General features: G+C 69.1%; 21 protein-coding genes. 14 read left to right on the top strand and 7 right to left on the bottom strand.

Translation table 11 applies throughout. From position 1 onward, the window contains the following. The first annotated feature begins 16 nt into the window (after positions 1-16). The 9 genes from alr to M6D93_RS16600 are packed head-to-tail and all read left to right on the top strand — an operon-like array spanning position 17 to position 7132. Entirely contained in the window at positions 17-1192 is a 1176-nt protein-coding gene (alr, locus tag M6D93_RS16640) for an alanine racemase (RefSeq protein WP_249770911.1), read from the top strand. Then, the gene (locus tag M6D93_RS16635) at positions 1189-2286 is read left to right on the top strand and encodes an alpha/beta fold hydrolase (RefSeq protein ID WP_249770909.1); all 1098 of its coding nucleotides are present in this window, start codon (positions 1189-1191) and stop codon (positions 2284-2286) included. The genes alr and M6D93_RS16635 overlap by 4 nt, the downstream gene beginning before the upstream one ends. Positions 2287-2312: 26 nt before the next feature. After that, entirely contained in the window at positions 2313-2828 is a 516-nt protein-coding gene (gene tsaE, locus M6D93_RS16630; protein WP_249770907.1) for a tRNA (adenosine(37)-N6)-threonylcarbamoyltransferase complex ATPase subunit type 1 TsaE, read from the top strand. A 9-nt stretch (positions 2829-2837) separates the two neighbouring features. Then, complete coding sequence (gene tsaB, locus M6D93_RS16625) at positions 2838-3563, top strand: tRNA (adenosine(37)-N6)-threonylcarbamoyltransferase complex dimerization subunit type 1 TsaB (RefSeq protein ID WP_249770905.1); 726 nt, start codon at positions 2838-2840, stop codon at positions 3561-3563. Continuing rightward, complete coding sequence (gene rimI, locus M6D93_RS16620; protein WP_249770903.1) at positions 3560-4018, top strand: ribosomal protein S18-alanine N-acetyltransferase; 459 nt, start codon at positions 3560-3562, stop codon at positions 4016-4018. Before tsaB ends, rimI begins: the two co-directional genes overlap by 4 nt. Next, positions 4015-4269 (top strand): hypothetical protein, encoded by a 255-nt coding sequence (locus tag M6D93_RS16615; protein WP_249770901.1) that lies wholly within the window; start codon positions 4015-4017, stop codon positions 4267-4269. The genes rimI and M6D93_RS16615 overlap by 4 nt, the downstream gene beginning before the upstream one ends. Before the next feature lie 36 nt (positions 4270-4305). Beyond that, complete coding sequence (locus tag M6D93_RS16610; RefSeq protein ID WP_249770899.1) at positions 4306-4953, top strand: SigE family RNA polymerase sigma factor; 648 nt, start codon at positions 4306-4308, stop codon at positions 4951-4953. Positions 4954-4963: 10 nt separating this feature from the next. Beyond that, positions 4964-6154 (top strand): DUF4232 domain-containing protein, encoded by a 1191-nt coding sequence (locus M6D93_RS16605; RefSeq protein WP_249770897.1) that lies wholly within the window; start codon positions 4964-4966, stop codon positions 6152-6154. Positions 6155-6196: 42 nt separating this feature from the next. Beyond that, a complete protein-coding gene (locus M6D93_RS16600; protein WP_249770895.1) occupies positions 6197-7132 on the top strand; it encodes a DUF4232 domain-containing protein in 936 nt (311 codons plus the stop codon). Between the two features lie 6 nt (positions 7133-7138). On the opposite strand, the gene M6D93_RS16595 is transcribed toward M6D93_RS16600, so the two are convergent. Beyond that, positions 7139-8320: a class I SAM-dependent methyltransferase gene (locus tag M6D93_RS16595; RefSeq protein WP_249770893.1), complete on the bottom strand. Its 1182-nt coding sequence runs from the start codon at positions 8318-8320 to the stop codon at positions 7139-7141. Positions 8321-8422: 102 nt separating this feature from the next. Here M6D93_RS16595 and M6D93_RS16590 point away from each other — a divergent pair, with 102 nt between their 5' ends. From M6D93_RS16590 to groL, 4 genes are all read left to right on the top strand, one after another. Further along, positions 8423-8971 (top strand): SigE family RNA polymerase sigma factor, encoded by a 549-nt coding sequence (locus M6D93_RS16590; protein ID WP_249770891.1) that lies wholly within the window; start codon positions 8423-8425, stop codon positions 8969-8971. Next, positions 8968-10416 (top strand): WD40/YVTN/BNR-like repeat-containing protein, encoded by a 1449-nt coding sequence (locus M6D93_RS16585; protein ID WP_249770889.1) that lies wholly within the window; start codon positions 8968-8970, stop codon positions 10414-10416. Before M6D93_RS16590 ends, M6D93_RS16585 begins: the two co-directional genes overlap by 4 nt. 153 nt (positions 10417-10569) lie before the next feature. Further along, positions 10570-10878 (top strand): co-chaperone GroES, encoded by a 309-nt coding sequence (groES, locus tag M6D93_RS16580; RefSeq protein ID WP_347343687.1) that lies wholly within the window; start codon positions 10570-10572, stop codon positions 10876-10878. A 103-nt stretch (positions 10879-10981) separates the two neighbouring features. Further along, entirely contained in the window at positions 10982-12601 is a 1620-nt protein-coding gene (gene groL / locus M6D93_RS16575) for a chaperonin GroEL (protein ID WP_249770887.1), read from the top strand. 155 nt (positions 12602-12756) lie between these two features. On the opposite strand, the gene M6D93_RS16570 is transcribed toward groL, so the two are convergent. The 4 genes from M6D93_RS16570 to M6D93_RS16555 form a co-directional block, all read right to left on the bottom strand. Continuing rightward, the gene (locus M6D93_RS16570) at positions 12757-13041 is read right to left on the bottom strand and encodes a WhiB family transcriptional regulator (protein ID WP_249770885.1); all 285 of its coding nucleotides are present in this window, start codon (positions 13039-13041) and stop codon (positions 12757-12759) included. 211 nt (positions 13042-13252) lie between these two features. Beyond that, positions 13253-13672, bottom strand: a complete 420-nt coding sequence (locus M6D93_RS16565; RefSeq protein ID WP_249770883.1) for a DUF5319 domain-containing protein — start codon at positions 13670-13672, stop codon at positions 13253-13255. 94 nt (positions 13673-13766) lie between these two features. Then, complete coding sequence (locus tag M6D93_RS16560) at positions 13767-16280, bottom strand: ABC transporter permease (protein ID WP_347343686.1); 2514 nt, start codon at positions 16278-16280, stop codon at positions 13767-13769. A gap of 69 nt (positions 16281-16349) precedes the next feature. After that, entirely contained in the window at positions 16350-17087 is a 738-nt protein-coding gene (locus tag M6D93_RS16555; protein ID WP_249770879.1) for an ABC transporter ATP-binding protein, read from the bottom strand. 306 nt (positions 17088-17393) lie between these two features. Here M6D93_RS16555 and guaB point away from each other — a divergent pair, with 306 nt between their 5' ends. After that, positions 17394-18911 carry an IMP dehydrogenase gene (guaB, locus tag M6D93_RS16550; protein ID WP_249770877.1) on the top strand — a complete coding sequence of 506 codons (1518 nt, stop codon included), beginning with the start codon at positions 17394-17396 and terminating at the stop codon, positions 18909-18911. A gap of 75 nt (positions 18912-18986) precedes the next feature. Here guaB and M6D93_RS16545 read toward each other — a convergent pair whose 3' ends face one another. Both M6D93_RS16545 and M6D93_RS16540 read right to left on the bottom strand, forming a co-directional pair. Continuing rightward, complete coding sequence (locus tag M6D93_RS16545; RefSeq protein ID WP_249774222.1) at positions 18987-20945, bottom strand: ABC transporter ATP-binding protein; 1959 nt, start codon at positions 20943-20945, stop codon at positions 18987-18989. A gap of 53 nt (positions 20946-20998) precedes the next feature. Further along, a complete protein-coding gene (locus M6D93_RS16540; protein ID WP_249770875.1) occupies positions 20999-22735 on the bottom strand; it encodes an ABC transporter ATP-binding protein in 1737 nt (578 codons plus the stop codon). Between the last annotated feature and the right edge of the window lie 16 nt (positions 22736-22751).

The following is a 22751-nucleotide window of genomic DNA, read 5'->3' as shown; positions in this document are numbered from 1 at the left end:
TTGGCAGACTGGGAGCGTGCTGCGTTCCGAAGCGACGATCGACCTGGCGGCTATCCGGGCCAATGCCGAGGCCGTCCGCTCCCTCACCGGCACCGACGTGATGGCCGTCGTCAAGGCCGACGGCTACGGCCACGGCATGATTCCGGCCGCGCGGGCGGCGCTGGCCGGTGGCGCGAGCTGGCTCGGGGTAGCCCTGCTCGAGGAGGCGTTGGCCCTGCGCGAGGCGGGATTCACCGAGCCGCTGCTGGCGTGGTTGTGGACTCCCCAGGATTTTGCGCTGCTCACCCGGGCGCTGGCCGTCGGGGTGGACGTATCGGTGTCCTCGATCGCGGCGCTGCAGCTGGTGTGCGCGGCCTCGGCCGAGCAGGACGAACCGGCTCGCGTGCACCTCAAGGCCGATACCGGCCTGTCCCGTAACGGCGCGACCGAGGCCGACTGGCCCGATCTGCTCGACGCCGCGGGCAAGGCGGTCGAATCAGGGCAGCTGGAGGTCATCGGCATCTGGTCGCACCTGGTGCGTTCGGAGGAGCCCGACCACCCCACCACGACCGAGCAGGTCAGCCGGTTCGAGGCCGCGCTCGCCCGTGCCGTCCAGGCCGGGATCGAGCCGCCCGTCCGGCACCTGGCCAACTCCGCCGGCGCCCTGACCGTCCCGGCCGCGCGCTTCGACCTCGTCCGGATCGGGATCGCGCTCTACGGACTGTCGCCCGTGGTCGGCCAGGACTTCGGTCTGCGGCCGGCCATGACCTTGCGCAGCCACCTGGCCAACGTCAAGCGCCTGCCGGCCGGACAGGGTATCGGTTACGGCCACGTCTACCGGACGGCCGAGGCGACCACCGCCGCTCTGGTGCCCCTGGGATACGGCGACGGCATCCCGCGGTCGGCCACCAATCTCGGGCCGGTGGCGATCGGGGGGCGTCGATTCCGGGTCAGCGGCCGGGTAGCGATGGACCAGTTCGTCGTCGACGTCGGCGACGCCACGGTGGTCGAGGGCGATGAGGTGATCCTGTTCGGTCCCGGGACCGCCGGGGAGCCGACCGCGCAGGAATGGGCCGACGCACTCGACACCATCCACTACGAGGTGGTCACCAGGATCGGCGCCCGGGTGCCGCGCCGGCACACCGACACCGACACCGACACCGACACCGACACGAATGGCCAGACCAGTGCCGACCCGGGGCAGGGCGCATGAAGGGGAAAGTTCCCGCCCTCGTCGGTGGAGCGGTCGGCCTCGCCGGGGCGATCACTGCGGCCGGAGTGGCGTACGAGCGAAAGCAGGTCACCCGTCAGCGGGCCCAGATCGACCCGCACTCGGCGGCGTCCTTCGGGGCGATGCCGGTGGACCGGCAGTCCCGCGTCCTCACCGAGGACGGGATCAGCCTGCACGTCGAGGAGGTCGGCCCCACGGATGCGCCCATGACGGTGGTCTTCGTCCATGGCTTCACCCTCGACCTGGGGTCCTTTCACTTTCAGCGCGCCGCCGTCGGCAATCACTTCGGCGACGAGGTCCGAATGGTTTTCTACGACCAGCGATCACATGGACGTTCCGACCGATCCCCGGCGCTGGACTGCACCCTCGAGCAGCTCGGCCGCGACCTGGCCACGGTGATCGAGAAGACCGCGCCGACGGGGCCGCTCGTGCTCGTCGGGCACTCGATGGGTGGCATGACGGTCATGGCGTTGGCTTCGCTGCACCCGGACTGGTTCGGTCCCGACGGCCGGATCTCGCACTTGTCGTTGATCAACACCTCCTCCGGCGAGTTGAAGACGGTCACCCTGGGAATGCCCGGCTTCCTGGCCCGTTGGCGCGGTCCCGTCCTGCCGCTGGTGCTGCGCCGCGCGGCCAAGAACGTCAACCTGGTCGAGGCCGGGCGGGCGCTGGGCCGGGACCTGGCCTGGATGATGACCAAGCGGCTGAGCTTCGGATCCAAGAACGTCGATCCGGCCGTCGTGGCGTACTGCACGAACATGATCGCCGCCACCCCGGTCGACGTCGTCTGGGACTTCTACCCGACGTTGATGTCCCACGACGGGACGCTCGGGTTGAAGAGTCTCCTCGGCTGCCGGGTCCTGCTCTTCGGAGCCGAACACGACCTGCTCACCCCGGTGGCGCACTCGCGGGCCATCGCGGCGGCGCTGCCCGACGCCGAGCTGATCACGGTCCCGGACACCGGGCACATGCTCATGCTCGAACGACCGGACGCGGTGGACGGCCCGCTGCTGGAACTGATCAGCGAAGCCCGAACCACGCGGTCGCGCCGGCGATCGCGGGCAGCGACGCGGTGAGGTCCGACGCGGTGAGGTCCGACGCGGTGAGGTCCGACGAGCTGAGGATCGTGGCCCCGACGGTGGCGGACACCCAAGCCTTCGGGCGGCGATTGGCGGACATCCTCCGGCCGGGCGACGTCGTCCTGCTGTCCGGCCCGCTGGGCGCCGGCAAGACCGCGCTGACGCAAGGGATCGGCGCCGGCCTCGGGGTCCAGGGCGCGGTCGCCTCGCCGACCTTCGTCATCGCCCGGGTCCATCCGGGGGGCCGGATTCCGCTGGTGCACGTCGACGCTTACCGACTCGGCTCGCTGGACGAGGTCGACGACATGGACCTCGACCTGGACCTCGACGACTCGGTCACCGTGATCGAGTGGGGAGCCGGCGTCGCCGAGCAGTTGTCCGAAGGCCGCCTGGAGATCGTGCTGGACCGCTCGGACGAATCGGAGACCCGCATCCTGCAGGTGCATCCGGTCGGGTCGTCCTGGGAGCGGCGAGTGGCGAGACTGTCCGAGGAACTGGCTGAGGAACTGGCTGAGGAACTGGCTGAGGAACCCAACTAGGCTGACCCGGTGCTTGCCCTCGTGTTGGACACCGCCACGCCAGCGGTCACGACCGGCATCGTCCGGTTCGACGGCGGTTCGATCCGGGTACTGGCCGAATCGATCACGGTAGACGCCAAGGCCCACGGCGAGCTGCTGTCGCCGTCGATCCGGTCGGTGCTGGAGGCGGCCGGCCTGCGCCCGGATGAGTTGGACGCGGTGGTGGCCGGTGTCGGCCCCGGCCCGTTCACGGGACTGCGGGTCGGGTTGGTCACCGCGGCCGCGTTCGCCGACGCGATCGGTGTGCCGACCTACGGCCAGTGCTCCCTGGACGCGATCGGAATGGCCGCCGGACTGCCGGCCGATCCCCTCGCTGACGCGGCACCGCCATCCCAGGCTGTCCCCAGCGGTGCGGGCGTCCCGAGCGGGCTCGAGATCCTGGTCGCCACCGACGCGCGCCGAAAGGAGCTCTACTGGGCGCGTTATCGCGACGGCCTGCGGGTAGGCGACCCTGACGTGGCCCGTCCGGCCGAGCTGGAGCTGGCCGGGCTCACGGCGATGGCCGGCGCCGGAGCGCGACTCTACGCAGCCGAACTCGGTCTGCCGTTGCTCGACCACGACCACCCCCGCGTCGCCGAGCTGGCCACGCTCGTGGCTGATCGGGTGGCCGGCGGCGCCCCCGCGGAGGTGCTCACCCCGTTGTACCTGCGCCGGCCGGACGCGGTGGTGCCGGCCGCGATGAGGGGACGGTCGTGACCGAGCCGGTGACGCTGAGGCCGATGGTCCCGGCCGACCTGGACGTCTTGATGCCCTACGAAGACGAGGTCTTCGGCACCGAGGCCTGGTCCCGGCAGTCCTACGAGGAGGAGCTGGCCGACACCGAGCTGCGCAACTACCTGGTGGCCGTCGACTCCAGCGGCGCGGTACTCGGTAGCGCGGGCCTGATCACGATCGCCGAGACCGCTCAGATCCTGACCGTGGCCGTCCTGCCCGACGCGAGGCGACGCGGCATCGGCCGACTGCTGGTGCGTGCGATGGTGGAGCTGGCCCGGCGGCGCGGCGCGGAAGAGGTACTGCTGGAGGTTCGCGTCGACAACCGCGCGGCCCGCGCGCTGTACGAGGGTGAGGGTTTCAACCCCCTGGGCCGCCGGCGCGGCTACTACGACCACGGCCGGGTGGATGCCGTGACCATGCGCCGCCCCCTGCCGTGACGCCCTCCGACGCCGCGCCCGGACCCGGTCCGGTCCTGATGTGGGAGATCAAAGCGGCAACGGGGCAGATCGAGGCGCTGACCAGTTGGGTCGCCGAGCACGCGGCGGCTACGGCGCAGGTCTTCCGCAGCGAGGACCGGGTGGTCGTGCTCGACCCCACCGGCCGGGCCGAACAGGACCTCGCCGGGCTGCCCCGGGAACTCGCCGATCGCCCCGCGCACGCCTGGACGTTCCGTCCCGTGCCGCGCTGACGCAACGAATGCGCCACGCGGCCGCATCATGGTGGCGTGAGCGGGAAAGCCGAGGACGAGCGCAAGCGACTCGATGCTGCCGACGAGCGCAAGCGGCTCGATGCTGCCGACGAGCGCAAGCGGCTCGATGCTGCCGACGAGCGCAAGCGGCTCGATGCTGCCTTCTCCGCCTTCGTCCACGCTGAATCCGACAGCCTGCTCAAGACCGCCTATCTGCTGACGCGCAACGGCCCCGACGCCGAGGAACTCGTGCAGGACAGCCTGGTGTGGCTCTACCCGCGCTGGGGCCAGGTCCAGGCCGCCGAACACCGGCTCGCCTACGTGCGCAAATCGATGGTGAACCGGTTCCTGGCCGGCAAGCGTCGCATGTCGGCCACCGAGGTGCACTTCGACGACGGCTACCAGGGGTTCGTGGAGAAGGCAGGTGCTCAGCCGGACGAGACCGCGGCCGTCGATTCCCAGGACCTGCTCTGGCGCGAGCTGGGAGTGCTCACCGAGCGGCAGCGCGCCGCGATCGTGCTGCGGTTCTTCCACGACCTGCCCGACTCCGAGGTCGCCGGAGCGCTCGACTGCCGAGTCGGCACGGTCCGCAGCCTGATCAGCCGGGCGCTGGCGACGTTGCGGGCCACCGGCAGTTTCGCCGACGACGCCGTCGGCTCGTATTACCTGAGAAATGTGAACTGAGGCGAGAACGATGACCGAGCGAACGTTGACCGAGGAGCTGGACTCGGTGCTGCGCGCCCACGCACTGGACGCCCCCGACCCCGCCGCGACGATCTCGGCCGTACTCGCCGCTACCGTCGCCGTCCCCGGGGACCCGCAGGACCCGCGGTGGTGGCGGCCCCTGGTGTCGGCGAGGGCCGCGGGGTGGGTTGCGGCGGTGCTGGTGGTGATCGGTGGCGGAGTCGGTGCGGTGGTCGCTCACCCGAACGGCCAGACCAAATCCAGCTCGGCCGGATCCGCGGCAGCGGACAGGCAGAATGCCGGCGGCTACGCGGCGAACCGCCCGAACGCGGACTCGCAGGCAAGCGCGGCGGCAGGAGCGGCGGGGGGCACGGCGGCGCTGCTCGGCCCGCGCCCCGGCGTGACCTCGCCGGGGATACCCACCGGCGCCGGGGCGGACTGCGGTGCCGGCCAATCGGGCACCGCGAAGACCTTCCCCGCTCGGGTCCCCGATCCGGCCACCGGTGACACCCTCTACTTCGCCACCTCGGCCTGTTCGGGTACGGCCGGGACGTCCGAGGCGAGCACGGTGACGGTCTACCGACTGCACCGCCGGGACGCGCTCCCCGAAGCGGTCCTTCTCACGCCGCGCGAGGGCCTGCACACCACCGACGTCACCGTTTCCTCCGAGCGCGGGACCGTGGTCGTGACCGTCACCGGAACGGACTACCGGGCTGTGACCGGGCCCCGGCACGGCGCGCTCACCGAGTACCGGTTCGCGATGTCGACCGACGGCCGGACGTTCACGCCCCTCGGGAACGTGGTCACCGTCCAGGCGTGCGTGTCGAGCCAGCTGCGCGCCAATGCCACGCTGCATCCGGAAGCGGGCTGGGCCGCCGCGGTGAAACTGACCAACACCGGCCCCCAGTCCTGCGTCCTGCAGGGCTATCCCGACGTCAGCGCCACTGCCGCCACCGACTCGGCGACCGCATCCAGCGCCTCGGGCGCCCGGGCGGCCTATGACCACTCCACCCCGGCCGACCCGAACGCGGTGGTCACCCTCGAACCCGGCGGGTCGACCGTGCTCATCATCGAGGCCGGTCACGACATGCGGTGCGCGTCCGCCGACCAGCTGAACATCGAGCTGCCCTCCGGGGGCCAGCCGGTGAGCCTGAGCTACCCCCTGCACCTGTGCTCGATAAAGGTCCATCCGTTCGGCTGATCGCGTCGAACCACCAGCGTGGCAACGGCGTCTAATACAGGTGTGCGGACGAAGGTGCTCGCCGGGGCAGCTGCCCTGGTGCTGCTGGTCGGCATCGCTGTGTTCAATTCCCGCCGGGCGGCGCACCAGCGGATCGCCGTCCCTCCGCCACCGACGAGCGTGCCCGCGCCGGCGCCCCCGCCGAATCTCGACTCTCTCAGCTGTGATGACTGGCCCGAGCGCTCGACCGTCGAGGAGGCCCGGGCGGCCTTCGCCGTCAGCCGGCACCCGGACTTGCAAGCCATCTCCGTCCGGTGTTCGGATGCCAGTGGTCAGCGCGGCCCGAGTCTGGTGCGGGTGATCGACACCGCCGACGACGACCGGATCGTGGCCACCTTGATCCGTCCGACGCAGAACCTGCACGTGCTGGCCGTCCGCGCCGACGCCCGGGGCGTGAGGGTCACCGCCAGCGAGGCCGGCCTGCCGACGGCGGGGGACCAGAAGGCGGCCGCGGACCTGGGCAGCGTCTTCACCTGGACCTTCGCCACCAAGGACGGCCTGCACTACGGCCTCGGGGTGCCCGATCGGGTGGCCTTCGCGTGCAGCCCGTCGGACCTGGCGTTGTCCCTCACCGCGACCGGGGCCACCGCGGCAGCGGTCGGTCTGCGCAACCGCAGCGATCGCCCCTGCGCCGTGGAGGGCTACCCGCAGGTCGCCGCCCAGAGCGTCGAGGGCGCCCTCATCGCCTCGGTGCACCGGATGTCGGCAACAGGCTCCGCCCTCACCACCACCGGCGCCCCGGCGGTCATCGTCCTGGCGCCCGGGCACTCGGCCCGGGCGGTGATCGACTCCAGTGACCGCACGCCTGCCGACGGCGCCACGATCTGTTCGCGGCTCAGCGCCCTCACCGTAGGTCTGCCCACGGGCGAGTTGCTGGGCACCATGCCGCTTCGGATGCGTAGCTGCACGTTGCAGGTTCACCCGTTGATTGCGGCCTGACCCCCCTCAGACGGGCTCGGCCAGCACGGCAACCCGGCGGCTCGCCGGTCCGGTGCCCAGACGGGCCAGCAGGACGGTCAGCTGGTTCGGCCCCGATGGCTTCAGCTCGCGGCGAAGCCGGGCCGGATCGACGTCCACCCCGCGCTTCTTGATCTCCACCGTGCCGACCTCGCGACGCCGGAGTTCGTCGCGCAGCCGCTTGACCGAGAAGGGCAGCACGTCGAGCACGGCAAAGCCGCGCACGAACGGGACAGCGGCCGGATCGTTGCCGGAGAGGTAGGCCAGCTGTTCGTCTATCCGCCAGCCTCCGACGGCGGCCGCGGCTTGCTGCACCAGGCCGGCCCGGATCACCGCGCCGTCCGGCTCGAAAAGGAATGGCCCGATGCCGCCGAGACGATCGGTGCTCGCGTCCTGGTCGCTCAGCTGCGCGCCGGAGGGCAGTAACGTCGCCCGCCGGCCGATCCGGTCCCGGCCCGGTGACTCGGCGAAACCGGCCGACCACAACACGGCCTCCTTGACCTGACCGCCGTAGGAAACCCATTCGGCCTCGGCGTCGGCGGGAATGAGGGCGTGGTCCAGGCCCGGTGAGAGCTTGGCTGCTGCCAGTCGCGAGTCCGCCAGCACGGACAGCACGAAGTCGAAGGCGGGGGAGAACGCCGCCGGGTCGAAAGTCCGGCCACGGGCCGTGCGCCGAGCCGGATCGATGAACACCGACCCGGCCGCGGAACGGTCGGCGTCCTCGGCGTCGCCGGTCACGACCGCCACACCGGTGTTCGCTGTCGCCAGGGCCGCGGTGAGCGGGTCACGTTCCACGGCGGTGACGCCCAAGCCGTTGCGAGCGAAGGCCAGGACGTCGCCGCCCAGTCCACAACACAGGTCCAGGACGGTGCCGGCGCCGGCGGCGTGGAACCGGCGAGCCCGGTGGTCGGCCACCTCAGGTCGGCTGGCTTGCTCCAGACCGGCCTGGGTGAACCACAAGTCGTCGGCCGCCGCACCGAATTTGACCCGCGCGCGCTGACGTAGCTCCCACTGCTCCACCGCGGGACGCCACAGCTCACCCGGCAGCTCGCGACGAGCCCAGGCGGCCCGGCGGAGCGGGTCCGGCTCAGCCAGCTCCGCGATCCGCGCGATCGCCGTCTCGACGTCGGCGCGCCCGGCCGCGTTCAGTAGCAGCCCGGGTCCGGTCACCCTGTCAGTCTGTCCTACGGCAGAACCGCCGCGGTCCGCACATTCGCAAAGCCATTGCCACAGATCAGGGCGCATCCTGTGTCTGTTCGGTGGGAGGACATCATGAGCAGCGGTGACCGCACGGCGACGGACTTCGCGCCGTTCGTGCACGCCCACAGCGCGAGCCTGTTCCGCACCGCGGTCCTGCTCACCCGGGACCGCGGCGCGGCCGAGGATCTCGTGCAGGAGACGTTCACCCGGCTGTACCCGGTGTGGTCGAAGGTGATGCAGGCCGACGCGCCCTTCGCCTACGTCCGGCGCAGCATGCTGAACACGTTCCTCAACTCCCAGCGCAAGAAGTCCGGGCACGAGTTGCTCTACGACCGTCCCCCGGAGATCGTCGGTGACCCCGATCCGGCGGTTGCGGTCAGCGACGCCGAGCTGGTGCGACGGCTGCTCGACCGGCTCGAGCCGAGGCCGCGCGCGGTGCTCGTCCTGCGCTTCCTGCACGACCTGCCCGACGAACAGATCGCCACCGAGCTCGGAATTCGCCGGGCGAGCGTGCGCAGCATCGCCAGCCGCGCTTTGCGCGGCCTGCGCACGGAGCTGAACGCCTCAGCGGCTGTCGTCACCCGTCCTTCAGCGGCGCCCACGAAAGGACTGTCGACGTGAACACCGAAGACACCCTGCGCGCCGCGATGCGCGCCGAAGCCCGTACGGCCGAGGTGCCGCCCGGCCTGGCGTCGCGGATCATCGCCGAGGTCCAACGGGAGCCGGCTCGGCTGGCCACCTCGGCGGGAGGGTCGCCGTCGGCGTCCAGAGCCCGCTCCGCTGCCCGGAACTGGACGTTGCCCCTGCTTGCCGCGGTCGCGGTCGCCATCCTCATCGCCGGAGGCGTGGTCGGGCGGGCTCTGCTGCGCTCCGACGGTGCCCACCAGCCGCCGGCCGGCCCGGGAACGAGTACCGGCGGCTCGCCGGGCCTGCCCTCGACATCGCCGTCCACATCCCCGTCCACATCGCCGTCCACATCGCCGTCCACATCGCCGTCCACAGCGACATCGACATCGCCGTCCAGATCGTCCGGTCCGAGTTCGTCGGCGGGAGGCGCCGGGCATCCGATCCTGCCGCACAGCGCCGTTCTCACCGACGCCACGTTCGTCAGTCCCACCGAGGGCTGGGTACTGGCTACCCAGCCGCAGTGCCCGGCCAGCGCGTGCCCGGTCGACCTGCTGCGCACCTCCGACGGCGGAAAGGGCTGGACGTTGCTCCCGCGGCCGCCGGCCTGGACCGGTCTGGCCATCGACCAGATCCGCTTCGCATCGAGCACGATCGGCTATGCGTTCGGAGCGCAGGCGCTGTTCATGACCCTGGACGGCGGCCAGAGCTGGGTGAAGCAGGACGGGGGCGCCTACGGCTTGGAGATCGCCGACGGCACGGCCCTGCGGGTGTCCAGCAACTGCCTGCCCGGGTGCCCGAATCAGGTGAGCTGGTCGACGGTGGGGACGACGAGCTGGACACCGGTCACGTTGCCCGGCAGCCAGCAGTCGGCTGGTTCGCAGCTGGCGCGATCGGGTTCGCGGGCCGTGCTGGTCACGAGGGGCCACACCGCCGGTGGGGCTCAGGACGCCCGGTCGGTGGTCTTCACCTCGACCGATGGTGGACGCAGTTGGACCAACCGCGCCGAGCCCTGCCCGCAGGGGCCCTCGGCCGGAGGGACCAGTACCGAGGTCGACACGATCGCGGCCGCCACGGCGTCGGACGGGAGCATGTCGCTGCTGTGCCGCGGCCGATCCGCCGACGGCAGGTCGCGGACCCTGATCTCCAGCGACGGGGGAAACCACTTCGCTCCCGCGGCGGGGACCGCCGACCGGCTCGGGCCCGCCTTCGCCGCCGCTTCAGCCCAGGTGCTGCTCGCGTCCTCGCCCGCTCCGACCTACCGCTCCACCGACGGCGGGGCCTCGTTCCGTGCGGTCCCCGGCGGTCCCTCCAACGCGACCTGGCTGGGATTCGAGACGCCGCAGGTCGGGAGGGCCCTGGCTGCGGCGCCCTCCGGCCGACCGGCCGTCTGGACCACCACGGACGGTGGCGCGACGTGGACGAGCTACCTCTTCGGCTGATCCGCCGCGCTGGGTTCCACCCCCCTGATGTTGTTGGCTGGCACTCTCAGAGCTAGAGTGCTAGCTGACGGCTTGATTGACCCCCGCGACGGCGATCAGGCCCGACACACCCAGACCGTTTATGCAATCGGACAAACCCCAGGAGGGGAGCTGATCGTGACCGCCACCAAGGTCAACATCAAGCCGCTTGAGGACCGCATCGTCGTTCAGGCCCTCGAGGCTGAGACCACCACTGCGTCCGGCATCGTCATCCCGGACACCGCCAAGGAGAAGCCGCAGGAGGGCACCGTCCTCGCGGTCGGCCCCGGCCGCGTCGACGACAAGGGCAACCGGATCCCGGTCGACGTCAAGGAAGGCGACGTCGTCCTCTACTCGAAGTACGGCGGCACCGAGGTCAAGTACGCCGGCCAGGAGTACCTCGTGCTCTCGGCGCGCGACGTCCTCGCCGTCATCGAGAAGTAAGACCCACGGCGTGACGCCCCGGAGTGCGAGTGCACGCCGGGGCGTTTCCCGTTAAACCAGCTCAGCGCTCAACCCACCTCAGCACTGTCAGAGAGGAATTTTCATGGCAAAGATCCTCAGCTTCAACGAGGATGCCCGACGTTCGCTAGAGCGCGGCGTCGACAAGCTCGCCAACACCGTCAAGGTCACCCTCGGTCCGAAGGGCCGCAACGTGGTCCTCGACAAGTCCTTCGGCGCTCCGCTGATCACCAACGACGGCGTCACCATCGCTCGCGAGATCGAGCTGGACGACCCGTTCGAGAACCTCGGCGCCCAGCTGGCCAAGTCCGTGGCCACCAAGACCAACGACGTCGCCGGTGACGGCACCACCACCGCGACCGTGCTGGCTCAGGCCCTGGTCAACGCAGGCATGAAGAACGTCGCCGCCGGCGCCAACCCGGCCGGCCTCAAGCGCGGCATCGACGCGGCCGTCGAGGCGGTCAGCAAGGCGCTGGACGCCGCCTCGATCCCGGTCGAGGGCGAGCAGAGCATCGCTCACGTGGCCACCATCTCCGCTCAGGACCCGATCATCGGCGCCCTGATCGGTGAGGCCATGACCCGGGTCGGCAAGGACGGCGTCATCACCGTCGAAGAGTCGAACACGATGGCCACCGAGCTCGAGTTCACCGAGGGCATGCAGTTCGACAAGGGCTACATCTCGCCGTACTTCGTCACCGATCCCGAGGCGCAGGTCGCGTCCTTCGACGACCCGTACCTGCTGATCACCACGCAGAAGATCAGCTCGATCGCCGATGTGCTGCCGCTGCTGGAGCAGGTCATCCAGGCCAGCAAGCCGCTGGTCATCATCGCCGAGGACGTCGACGGCGAGGCGCTGTCCACCCTGGTCGTCAACGCCATCCGCAAGACCTTCGCGGTCGTCGCGGTCAAGGCCCCGTTCTTCGGTGACCGCCGCAAGGCGTTCCTGCAGGACCTGGCCATCGTCACCGGCGCGCAGGTCATCTCGCCCGAGGTCGGTCTCAAGCTGGACCAGGTCGGCCTCGACGATCTCGGCACCGCCGGGCGCATCGTCGTCACCAAGGACCTGACCACGGTCACCCACGGTGGGGGCTCGCAGGCTGACATCGACGCTCGCATCAGCCAGATCCAGTCCGAGATCAAGACCACGGACTCCGACTGGGACCGCGAGAAGCTGCAGGAGCGGCTGGCCAAGCTCGCCGGCGGCGTCGGCGTCATCAAGGTCGGCGCGGCCACCGAGGTCGAGCTCAAGGAGAAGAAGCACCGCATCGAGGACGCGATCGCCGCGACCCGCGCCGCGGTGGAGGAAGGCATCATCGCCGGTGGCGGTGCGGCCCTCGTCCAGGCCGGCAAGGCCATCGAGTCACTCGACCTCGTCGGTGACGAAGCAACCGGTGCCTCGATCGTCGCCTCGGCGGTCGTCGAGCCGCTGCGCTGGATCGCCAACAATGCCGGTCTCGAAGGCTATGTCGTGGTCGCCAAGGTCCGCGAGCTGGAGGCCAACCACGGTCTGAACGCCGCGACCGGCGAGTACGTCAACCTGCTGACCTCAGGTGTCGTCGACCCGGTCAAGGTCACCAAGGCGGCGCTGGCCAACGCGGCCTCCGTCGCGGCCCTGGTGCTGTCGACCGAATCCGCCATTGTGGAGAAGCCGGCCGAGGCCGACTCCGACGCGCACGGTCACGGCGGTCACGGGCACAGCCACTAGTCAGGAACCGGGTCCGCCCGGCGCGGAACGCGTTCGATCGCGTCCGGCCGGGTCGGATCCGACTGCTCGGCGAAGACAAAAGGAACTCCCTGCTCGCATCGTCCGCAATGCGAGCAGGGAGTTCGTCTGTCACCCGGTTGTCGGGGCCGCGGCCGCTAGGCCGGCTCGGCCACCTTGATCAACTGGGCACGTTCCTCGGTCGAGCGGCCACCCCACACCCCGTAGGGCTCTCGGGTCTGCAACGCCCAGTTCAAGCACGCCTCGGTCACCGGGCAACGCGCGCACACCTCTTTGGCCATCCGTTCCCGGCGAGCCCGGGACGGGCCGCGCTCGTTCTCGGGATGGAAGAAAGTCGCGGAGTCGAGTCCACGGCACGCGCCGTGCAGCTGCCATTCCCAGTCCGACGCGCGTGGCGCCGGCAGTCGGGACACGTCGGCCATCGCATCCTCCGAACGGTCTGAGCACCTGATTCGGTGCCTCTGTTCGGCTCAACGAGGGGCGGGCGGCGCAGGTAACGGCCGGCGCAGCGAAAATTTTCAGCAACCCCGTGCGGTCAGCGGCGGGGCGGCCAGCGACCCCGTGCGGTCAGCGGCGGTGCGGTCAGCGGTGGTGGGCGGTCAGCAACCCGGTGCGGTCAGCGGTGGTGGGCGGTCAGCGGTGGTGGGCGGCCAGCGCGTCGCTGAAGCCACGGGCGTAGTCCCACGAGACGTAGGAGTCGCGCATCGGCTCAGCGGCCGGCTCGTGAATGCCGGTACGACCGTCGCCGAGCAGACTGCGCAGGTTGGCAGCCATCAGCGCCCAGGAGAAGTAATGCTGCTCGCCGCAGTCGCCGCAGTCCACGACGATACCGAGGATGCCGTGCGGGGTGAGGGCGGCTTCGAACTCCTCGAGCTCGGCCAGATCTGCCGCGATCTCCCGGCGATCGGTGTCGGTGAGCGGCTCCACGGGGTCGAGATCGTCCAGCAGGCCCGACGGATCGTTCGGATCCCCGAGGAACGGATCGAGCGGGCCGTGGCTGTGGTCCCACTGGGGTTCAGGGTGGGATCCGGAGGACGGATCGTGATAGCTCACGATCTCACGGTAGCTCCCCGGAGCCGACCGTGACGAATTCCCGGCCAAATTTCGACCGGGAATTCGTCGTGTCGCGCTCGGGGTCGCCGGCGGCCTACAGGTCCGCGATCGCTTCCAGCGGCTTGGTACGCGCCGCCCGGACCGCCGGCCAGAGCGCGGCCAGTACTCCGACGACAGCCGAGACGACCAGCATCGTCACGGCCTGCCCGTACGGGATGGCGATCTGGGTCAGGCCCTGATCGCGCAACGTGCGCACGAACAGCGATCCGAAGGTCAATCCCAGCGCGACTCCGACGATCGCTCCGAAGACCGCGATCAGCGCCGACTCCAGGTAGATCGTGCGACGCAGCTGCCCGCGCAGCATGCCCACCGCCCGCAGCATCCCGATCTCGCGCCGACGTTCGACCACCGACAACGCGAGGGTGTTGATGATGCCGAGCACGGCGATCACGATGGCCAGCGCGAGCAGGCCGTACAGCACGGCCAGCAGGGTGTCGATCTGCTTGGCCTGGGTTCCCTTGAACTGCTCGCGGTCCTGGACCTTGATCACCAGGAACGGATCGGTCGCCCGGATGAGTTCCGTCCGCAACTGGCTGAGGTCCGTGTTGGGACCGGCCTTGACCAGCACGACCATGTCCGTCAGGTACTTGCTGGGGGTGACCTCGCGGTAGAGCTGGTCGGAGGTCATCCAGGGGCCGAGCAGGTCATTGTGCTTGTACAGGCCGGTCACCGTGGTCGGGATCGTCTTTCCGTCCGGCGACCGCATGCTCACGGTGCCGCCCACCTTCCAGCCATGGTTCTTCGCGATGTCCTCGGCGACGGCGATGTGGTGCCCGCTGAGGTCGAGGGTCCCCGAGATCATGTCGACGGTTCCGACGTCGGTGAGCGTGCCCAGCACGCCCGTGCCGTGCATGCTCTTGCCGTCCATCTTGACCACGACGGGTTCGAGGGCGACGGAGCTGGCCACGCCGGGCAGGCCGGCGACCGCCGGTCCCACGCCGATCGGGACCCCGATCGCGTCCGGGCCGGTGAGGATGTAGTCCGCCGTGACACCGTTGTCGACCAGCATGTTGATGCTCTTCTTGGCCGAGGAACCGAACACCGCGATGGTGGTGACCAGCATCAGGCCGAGCGTGAGCGCGAAGGCGGTGGCGGCCGTGCGGCGTGGATTGCGGACGGCGTTCGTGCGAGCCAGCCGCCCGACGGGACCGAACGGTCCGGCGATGACCTTGCCGACGACTGCCACGATGGGCCGCGACAGAGCCGGCGCGCCGAGCAGCACGCCCAGGATCAGCAACAGCGCGCCGAGGCCGACCAGGCTGGCCGCCCCGCCGCCGGCCGCGGCGGTGCCACCCGCGGCAAGGGTGGCCGCGCCGAGAACGGCGAAGACGGCGCCGAACAGGGTGCGGATCCGCAACGACGTACCGGTGGAGGCGAACTCGGCACGCATCGCGGCGACCGGCGGGGTCTTGGCCGCACGCCGGGCCGGGGTGTACGCGCTGAACAGGGTGACGACCACGCCGACGATCAGGGCGACGATCACCGTGCGAGGCACGAGCTGCAGCGGTCCCGAGGGCAGGCCGACGTTGAAGCTGTTCAGCAGGGCACGAAGCCCGTAGGCCAGTCCTACTCCGAAGGCGATCCCGAGCAGGCTGCCGACCAGGCCGACCACGCCGGCTTCCAGAAGCACCGAACGGCTCACCTGGCGGCGGCTGGCTCCCAGCGCCCGAAGCAGCGCCAGCTCTCGCAGTCGCTGCGCCACGATCATCGAGAAGGTGTTGTAGATGATGAACGTGCCGACCAGCAGAGCGATCGCTCCGAAGGCGAGCAGGAAGTAGTTGATGAACTTCAGGGCGTTGTTGACATCGGCCTGGGTGTCCTTGGTGACCTGGGCGCCGGTCTTGACCTTGAGGTCGGGTAGCGCCTGGGCGATGGCATCGCGCAGTTGAACCTGCGACACCCCGGATTTGGCCGCGACGTTGACCACCTCGACGTGCTTGCCGTCGGTGAACAGTTGCATGGCCTGGTCGCGAGCGAACAGCGCACCGATGTAACCGCCGGTGTCGGTCTTGGTGTCGTACACGCCGGAAATCGTCACGGGGACGACGCCGGTGCTGGGGACGAGCACCTTCGTGGTGTCGCCGACCTTGAGCTTGGCCAGGTCCATCGCGCCCTTGTTCAGGGCGATCTGGCCGGCTGTGGCGGGCGGCGTGCCCTGGATGAAGTGGTACGCCTGGCCGAGCAACTGATCCGGTGGTGAGTAGGAACGTCCCTCGCTCGGCGCGCCGCCACCCTGGACGGGTTTGCCGTTGCTGCCGAGCAGGACGATCTGATTGCCCACCTGCGGGTCGACGGCCCGGACCTGGGGCAGCGCGGCGATGGTGCCCAGGTCGGAGACCGGGACGCCGCTTCCCGACAGGTCCTTTCCGGTCGCCTGAGCGTCGACGCCCTTGGCCACGTCGGAGAAGATGCCGTGGAAGGTGTGGCTCAGGGTGTCGGTGAAGACGAAGGAACCGGCCACGAAGGCGGTGCCGAGCACGACCGACAGGACGGTCAGGAACAGCCGCAGCTTGTGCGCGGCGAGGTTGCGCAACGACACCTTGCGCATGGTGTTGCGGCCGCCGGCATCGGCGGGCCTGATAGCTGGGGGTCTGGTTTCGGTGGCGGTGCTCATGGCTCAGACCGCCTCTAGGTTCTTCATGCGGTCCAGGACGCTGTCGGCCGTTGGTGCGCGCATCTCGTCGACGATCTGTCCGTCGGCGAGGAACACGACCCGGTCGGCGTAGCTGGCTGCCCGCGGATCGTGCGTCACGATGACCACGGTCTGGCCCAGGTGGGTCACCGAATTCCGGAGGATGCTCATCACCTCACCGGACGAGCGCGAGTCGAGGTTGCCGGTGGGCTCGTCCCCGAAGATGATCTCCGGCCGGCTCGCCAGCGCTCGGGCACAGGCGACCCGCTGCTGCTGGCCTCCTGACAGTTCCGAGGGGCGGTGGTGCAGGCGGTCGCCGAGCCCGAGGGTCGAGATGACGGAATCGAGCCACTGCTGATCCGGTTTGCGCCCGGCGATGTTCATCGGCAGCGTGATGTTCTCCAGCGCGGTCAGGGTGGGGACGAGGTTGAACGCCTGGAAGACGAACCCGATCCGGTCCCGTCGGAGCTTGGTCATGGCCTTGTCCGACAGGCCGACGAGTTCGGTGTCCCCGATCAGCACGGAGCCGCTGGTGGCCGAGTCGAGGCCGGCCAGGCAGTGCATGAGGGTGGACTTACCTGAGCCGGACGGTCCCATGATGGCGGTGAATTCGGCCCGGGCGAAGTCGACCGAGACCGAGTCGAGGGCGCGCACCTGGGTGTCGCCGCTTCCGTAGAGCTTGCTCACGGTGATGGCACGGGCCGCGGCCGGCTGAGTGTTCATCGGAGTCCTCTGCGCAGTGGTCTGAGCGGGTTGAGTGATCGTTGGTCGCATGGTTTGCATGCCATGAAGCCTCCAAGAAACGGCCTTCCCACGGCAGTGGGGTCAACCCTGAATCACCCCTGATGTTTGTCATAACGAATTCAGGTTCTTCTCTCAGGGATTGTCCCCGGGGGTGGGTGGCTCGAAGGTGAATCCGGGTGGCCCGGCGCGCAGGCCCAGTGCGTGGATCCGTGGGGAATCCGGTGGGGAATCCGGTGGAGCGGCCGCGGCTTAGAATGAGATACCGCCGCCTGAGGAGTTCTCTTCGTGACCAGCCAGAACCTCACTTCCGAGCCCCTGCCCGCCAAGTTCGCCGCGCTCGGCCTGACTTTCGACGATGTGCTGCTGCTGCCGGGGCCGACTGACGTGATTCCGAGCGAGGCCGACACCGGGACCTGGCTGTCGCGCAACATCCAGTTGCGAATCCCGCTCGTGTCGGCGGCCATGGACACCGTCACCGAATCTCGGCTGGCGATCGCGATGGCCCGTCAGGGTGGCATCGGCATCCTGCACCGCAACCTCGGGATCTCCGAGCAGGCGCAGCAGGTCGACCTGGTCAAGCGTTCGGAGGCCGGGATGGTCACTCACCCCGTGACGACCTCGCCGGACGCGACGCTCGCGCAGGTCGATGAATTGTGCAGCCGTTACCGGATCTCAGGACTGCCGGTCGTCGACTCCGAAGGCGTGCTGGTCGGCATCGTGACGAACCGGGACCTTCGCTTCGAAAGCGACTTCACCCGCAGCGTCGCGCAGGTCATGACCCCGATGCCGTTGGTGACCGCCCAGGTTGGCGTGCACAAGGAGGTCGCCCTCGGCTTGCTGGCCAAGAACAAGATCGAGAAGTTGCCCCTGGTCGACGCCGAAGGGCGCCTGCAGGGCCTGATCACGGTCAAGGACTTCACCAAGAGCGAGCAGTTTCCGCTGGCCACCAAGGACCCGGCCGGGCGGTTACGCGTGGGAGCGGCGGTCGGCTTCTTCGACGATGCCTGGCAACGCGCGATGTCGCTGGTGGAGGCGGGCGTCGACGTCATCGTCGTCGACACCGCCAACGGGCACGCCAACGGCGTGGTCGACATGATTCAGCGGCTCAAGAAGGACCCGGCGGCCGAACACGTCGACATCATCGGCGGCAACGTCGCGACCCGGGCGGGCGCTCAGGCGCTCATCGACGCCGGCGCGGACGGCATCAAGGTCGGCGTGGGCCCTGGCTCCATCTGCACGACCCGCGTCGTGGCCGGGGTCGGGGTCCCGCAGGTCACCGCGATCTATGAGGCTTCGCTCGCCGCCCGGGCGGCCGGCGTTCCGGTGATCGGCGACGGTGGGCTGCAGTATTCCGGCGACATCGCCAAGGCGATCGTCGCGGGAGCGGACACGGTCATGCTCGGATCGCTGCTCGCCGGATGTGACGAGTCGCCGGGTGAGCTGGTCTTCATCAACGGCAAGCAGTTCAAGTCCTACCGCGGCATGGGGTCGCTCGGCGCGATGCAGAGTCGCGGACGCGGTCAGTCCTACTCCAAGGACCGATATTTCCAGAACGACGTCGCCGACGATGACAAGATCGTGCCCGAGGGTATCGAGGGCCAGGTTCCGTACCGGGGTCCGCTCGCGGCGGTGGCGTACCAGTTGATCGGCGGACTTCGCCAGTCGATGTTCTACACCGGCTCGCGGACCATTGGTGAGCTGAAGGACAACGGTCAGTTCGTTCGCATCACTGCCGCCGGGTTGAAGGAATCGCACCCGCACGACATCCAGATGACCGTGGAGGCTCCCAACTACGGCGGCTGACCCTCCCGCGTCGAGGTCGCCCTCGTTGTCGGCTCAGCTGGCGCAACGAGGCCAACGTCAACGGCTGGGCGGGCGCTACTCGCTGGTGACGGCTTGGGCGAACTGGGCGTTGTAGAGCCGGGCGTAGGCACCGTCGGCGTCGATGAGCTCCGTGTGCGTCCCCTGCTCGACTATCGAACCGTGTTCCATGACGAGGATCAGGTCGGCGTCGCGAATCGTGGAAAGCCGGTGCGCGATGATGAAACTGGTTCGCCCCTGGCGCAGCGAATGCATTGCCCGTTGGATGAGCAACTCCGTCCGGGTGTCCACCGAACTGGTGGCCTCGTCGAGGATCAGGATCGCGGGCTCCGCCAGAAACGCGCGGGCGATCGTGATCAGCTGGCGCTCTCCCATGCTCACCGACGTCGCTTCCGAATCGAGCCTGGTGTCATAGCCATCGGGAAGCGCGTGCACGAACCGGTCCACGTACGCAGCGCGTGCCGCGGCATGGATCTCATCCTCCGTCGCGTCCGTCCGGCCATAGCCGATGTTGTCCAGGACCGAGCCGTCGAAGAGCCAGGTGTCCTGCAGCACCATCCCGGTACGCCGGCGTAGCGATTCGCGGGGCATCGTCGCCACGTCTACACCGTCGACGGTGATCCGTCCGGCGTCGAGTTCGTAGAAGCGCATCAGGAGGTTGACCAGTGTCGTCTTACCGGCTCCGGTCGGTCCGACGATGGCCACCGTCTGCCCGGGCTGCACGGACAGCGACAGGTCGGTGATGAGCGGGCGCGCGGGATCGTAGGAGAAACCGACGTGCTCGAAGACCACCGCACCCGCGGAGATGACCGGTTCCGCAGCGCCGGTACCGAGCACATCCGGACGATCCTTCGATGCGATACCCACCACCAGATCGGGGGACTGCTCGTCCGCATCGAGCAGCGCGAAGACCCGCTCCGCTGACGCGATCCCGGACTGCAGGAGATTGGACATGCTCGCGACCTGCGTCAGCGGCTGGCCGAACTGACGCGAGTACTGGATGAAGGCCTGGACGCTGCCCAGGCTCAGGTCGCCCGAGGCTACGCGCAGCGCACCGATGACCGCCACGAAAACGTAGTTGACGTTGCCGACGAACATGATCGCGGGCTGGATCAGCCCGGAGACGAACTGGGCGCGGAAGCTGGCGCGCAGGAGCGTGTCGTTGTGCTGGTCGAAGATCGCCTGGGACTGTTCGCCGCGGCCGAAAACCTTCACCAGGGCGTGGCCGGTGTACATCTCTTCGATATGCCCGTTCAGCTTCCCGGTGGTCGACCATTGGCGAACGAACTGGGGTTGGGCGCGCTTGCCGATCCGGGTCGTCACGACGATCGAGACCGGCACCGTGACCAGGGCGATGAGCGCGAGCAGCCAGGAGATCCAGAACATCATCGACAGCACCGCGACCACCGTCAGTAGCGATGTCAGCAACTGCGACAGGGTCTGCTGCATGGTCTGCGCCACGTTGTCGATGTCGTTGGTGACCCGGGACAGCACCTCGCCGTGTGGCTGCCGGTCGAAGTAGCTGAGCGGGAGGCGCGCGAGTTTGAGTTCGGCCTGTTCGCGCAGGCGGAAAATGCTGCGCTGGACCAGCGTCGTGATGACCCAGCCCTGTACGACTCCGCACACCGCCGCGCCCACGTAGAGGAGGAGGACGAGGAACAGTACGTGTCCCACGGCGGTGAAGTCGATTCCTCGTCCGGGCGTCAGATCGAGCGCGTTGACCAGGGCGGCAACCCGGTGATTGCCCTGCGTCTGCAGCCGGGCCACAGCCTGTGCCTTGGTGGTGCCGGCGGGGAAGCGTTCACTGATCACCCCGGCGAAGATCAGGTCGGTGGCGTGGCCCAGCACCCGGGGGCCGAGGGTGGAGAGTAGGACGCTGGTGGCCGCGAGCGCGACACCGAGCAGCATCAGCGGTCGTTCAGGCCGCAGCATCCGCAGCAAGCGCAGCGAGGATCCTTGGAAGTCCAGGGACTTCTCCGTCGACATGCCACCCATGAAGGCGGCCGGCCCACGCATCGTGCCGGGGGCGGGTCCCGGTCCGCGCTTCGGGACGGCTGCCTCGGTCGCGGTCACGCCGCCGCCTCGGCTTCGGTGAGCTGGGACAGGACGATCTCCCGGTAGGTCTGGCTCGTTGCCATCAACTCAACATGGGTTCCGCGCGCCACGATGCGCCCCGCGTCCAGCACCAGGATCTGGTCGGCGTCGCGGATCGTGTTCACCCGCTGGGCGACGACGATGACGGTCGCCGCTACCGTGCTCGGGGTCAGTGCCCGGCGCAGCGCGGCGTCGGTGGCGTAGTCGAGGGCCGAGAAGGAGTCGTCGAACAGGTACACCCGTGGCCTGGCGACCAAGGCCCGCGCGATGGCCAGGCGCTGCCGTTGGCCGCCGGAGACGTTGGTTCCCCCTTGCGCGATGGGCGATTCCAGCCCGTCAGGAAGGTCGGCCACGAAGTCCTGGGCCTGGGCTATCTCCAGCGCGGCCCACAGTTGCTCATCGGTCGCCGCCGGATTGCCGTAGCGCAGGTTGTCGGCGATCGTCCCGGTGAACAGGTACGGACGCTGCGGAACGAAGCCCACCGCACCGGCCAGAACCGCAGGATCGTAGGCGCGGACGTCCACACCGTCGATCTGGATCCGTCCGGTCGTGGCGTCGAACAGTCGTGGCACCAGCTGCAGCAACGTGCTCTTGCCAGCGCCGGTACTGCCGATGACGGCGGTGACCTCGCCGGGACGCGCGCTGAAGCTCACCTGGTGCAGGACGTCCAACTCAGCGCCCGCGTAGCCGAAGCTGACCTCGGTGAACTCGACGTGCCCCGTCGTTATCGGTGTCGTGATGCCGTCCCGGGGAAGCGTGACGGTCGTCTCCGTTTGCAGGACCTCGTCGATCCGTTCGGCGCTGACCTCGGCGCGCGGCACCTGCATGAACATGAACGTCGCCATCATCACCGACATCAGGATCTGCATGAGGTAGGACAGAAACGCCGTCAACGCCCCGATCTGCATGCCGCCGCTCTCGATCCGGTGGCCACCGAACCAGAGCACCGCGACGCTGGAGATGTTCACGACCAGCATCACCGCGGGAAACATCAGGCTCATCAGGCGCCCCGCCGCCAGCGAAACAGTGAACAGTTCCCGGTTCGCGTCCCCGAATCGCCGTTGCTCGTCGGAGTCCCGCACGAATGCCCGGATCACGCGCACGCCGGTGATCTGCTCGCGCAGCACCAGGTTGATCCGATCGATCCTCGTCTGGGTGAGGCGGAACAGCGGGCGCATGCGGGAGATGATCGCGGTGAGGATTCCCGCGAGCACGGGGATGATGACCAGCAACAGTCCTGACAGGGGCACGTCCTGGCGCAGCGCCAGAACGATGCCGCCCACGCACATGATGGGCGCGCTGACCATCATGAGGAATCCCAGCAAGGCCACCATCTGCACCTGTTGGACGTCGTTGGTGGTACGCGTGATCAGCGATGGGGTGCCGAACTGACCGACTTCGCGTGCGGAGAAGCTCTGCACCTGTGCGAAGACGTCACGGCGCAGTTGATGCCCCAGGCTCATCGCGGTCCGGGCGCTGAAGTAGACCGCTCCGGTTGCGCCGAGGATCTGTACCAGCGTGATGGCGATCATCAGGACGCCGGTACGCCAGATGTATCCGGTGTCGCCGGTGACGACGCCGCGGTCGATGATGTCGGCGTTCAAGGTGGGCAGGAACAGCATCGCCAGGGTGGACAGCAGCTGCAGGCTGACCAGTGTGGTCAGCGCACTGCGATGGGGACGAAGGTAGCGGCGCAGCAGAGGGACAAGCACGTCACCGGAGGCTAGT

The sequence above is a fragment of the Jatrophihabitans telluris genome (assembly GCF_023516435.1).
Classification (GTDB): Bacteria; Actinomycetota; Actinomycetes; order Mycobacteriales; family Jatrophihabitantaceae; genus Jatrophihabitans_A; species Jatrophihabitans_A telluris.
The sequence above is the reverse complement of the archived record's forward strand: the minus strand, read 5'-3'. Positions and strand labels throughout refer to the sequence as shown.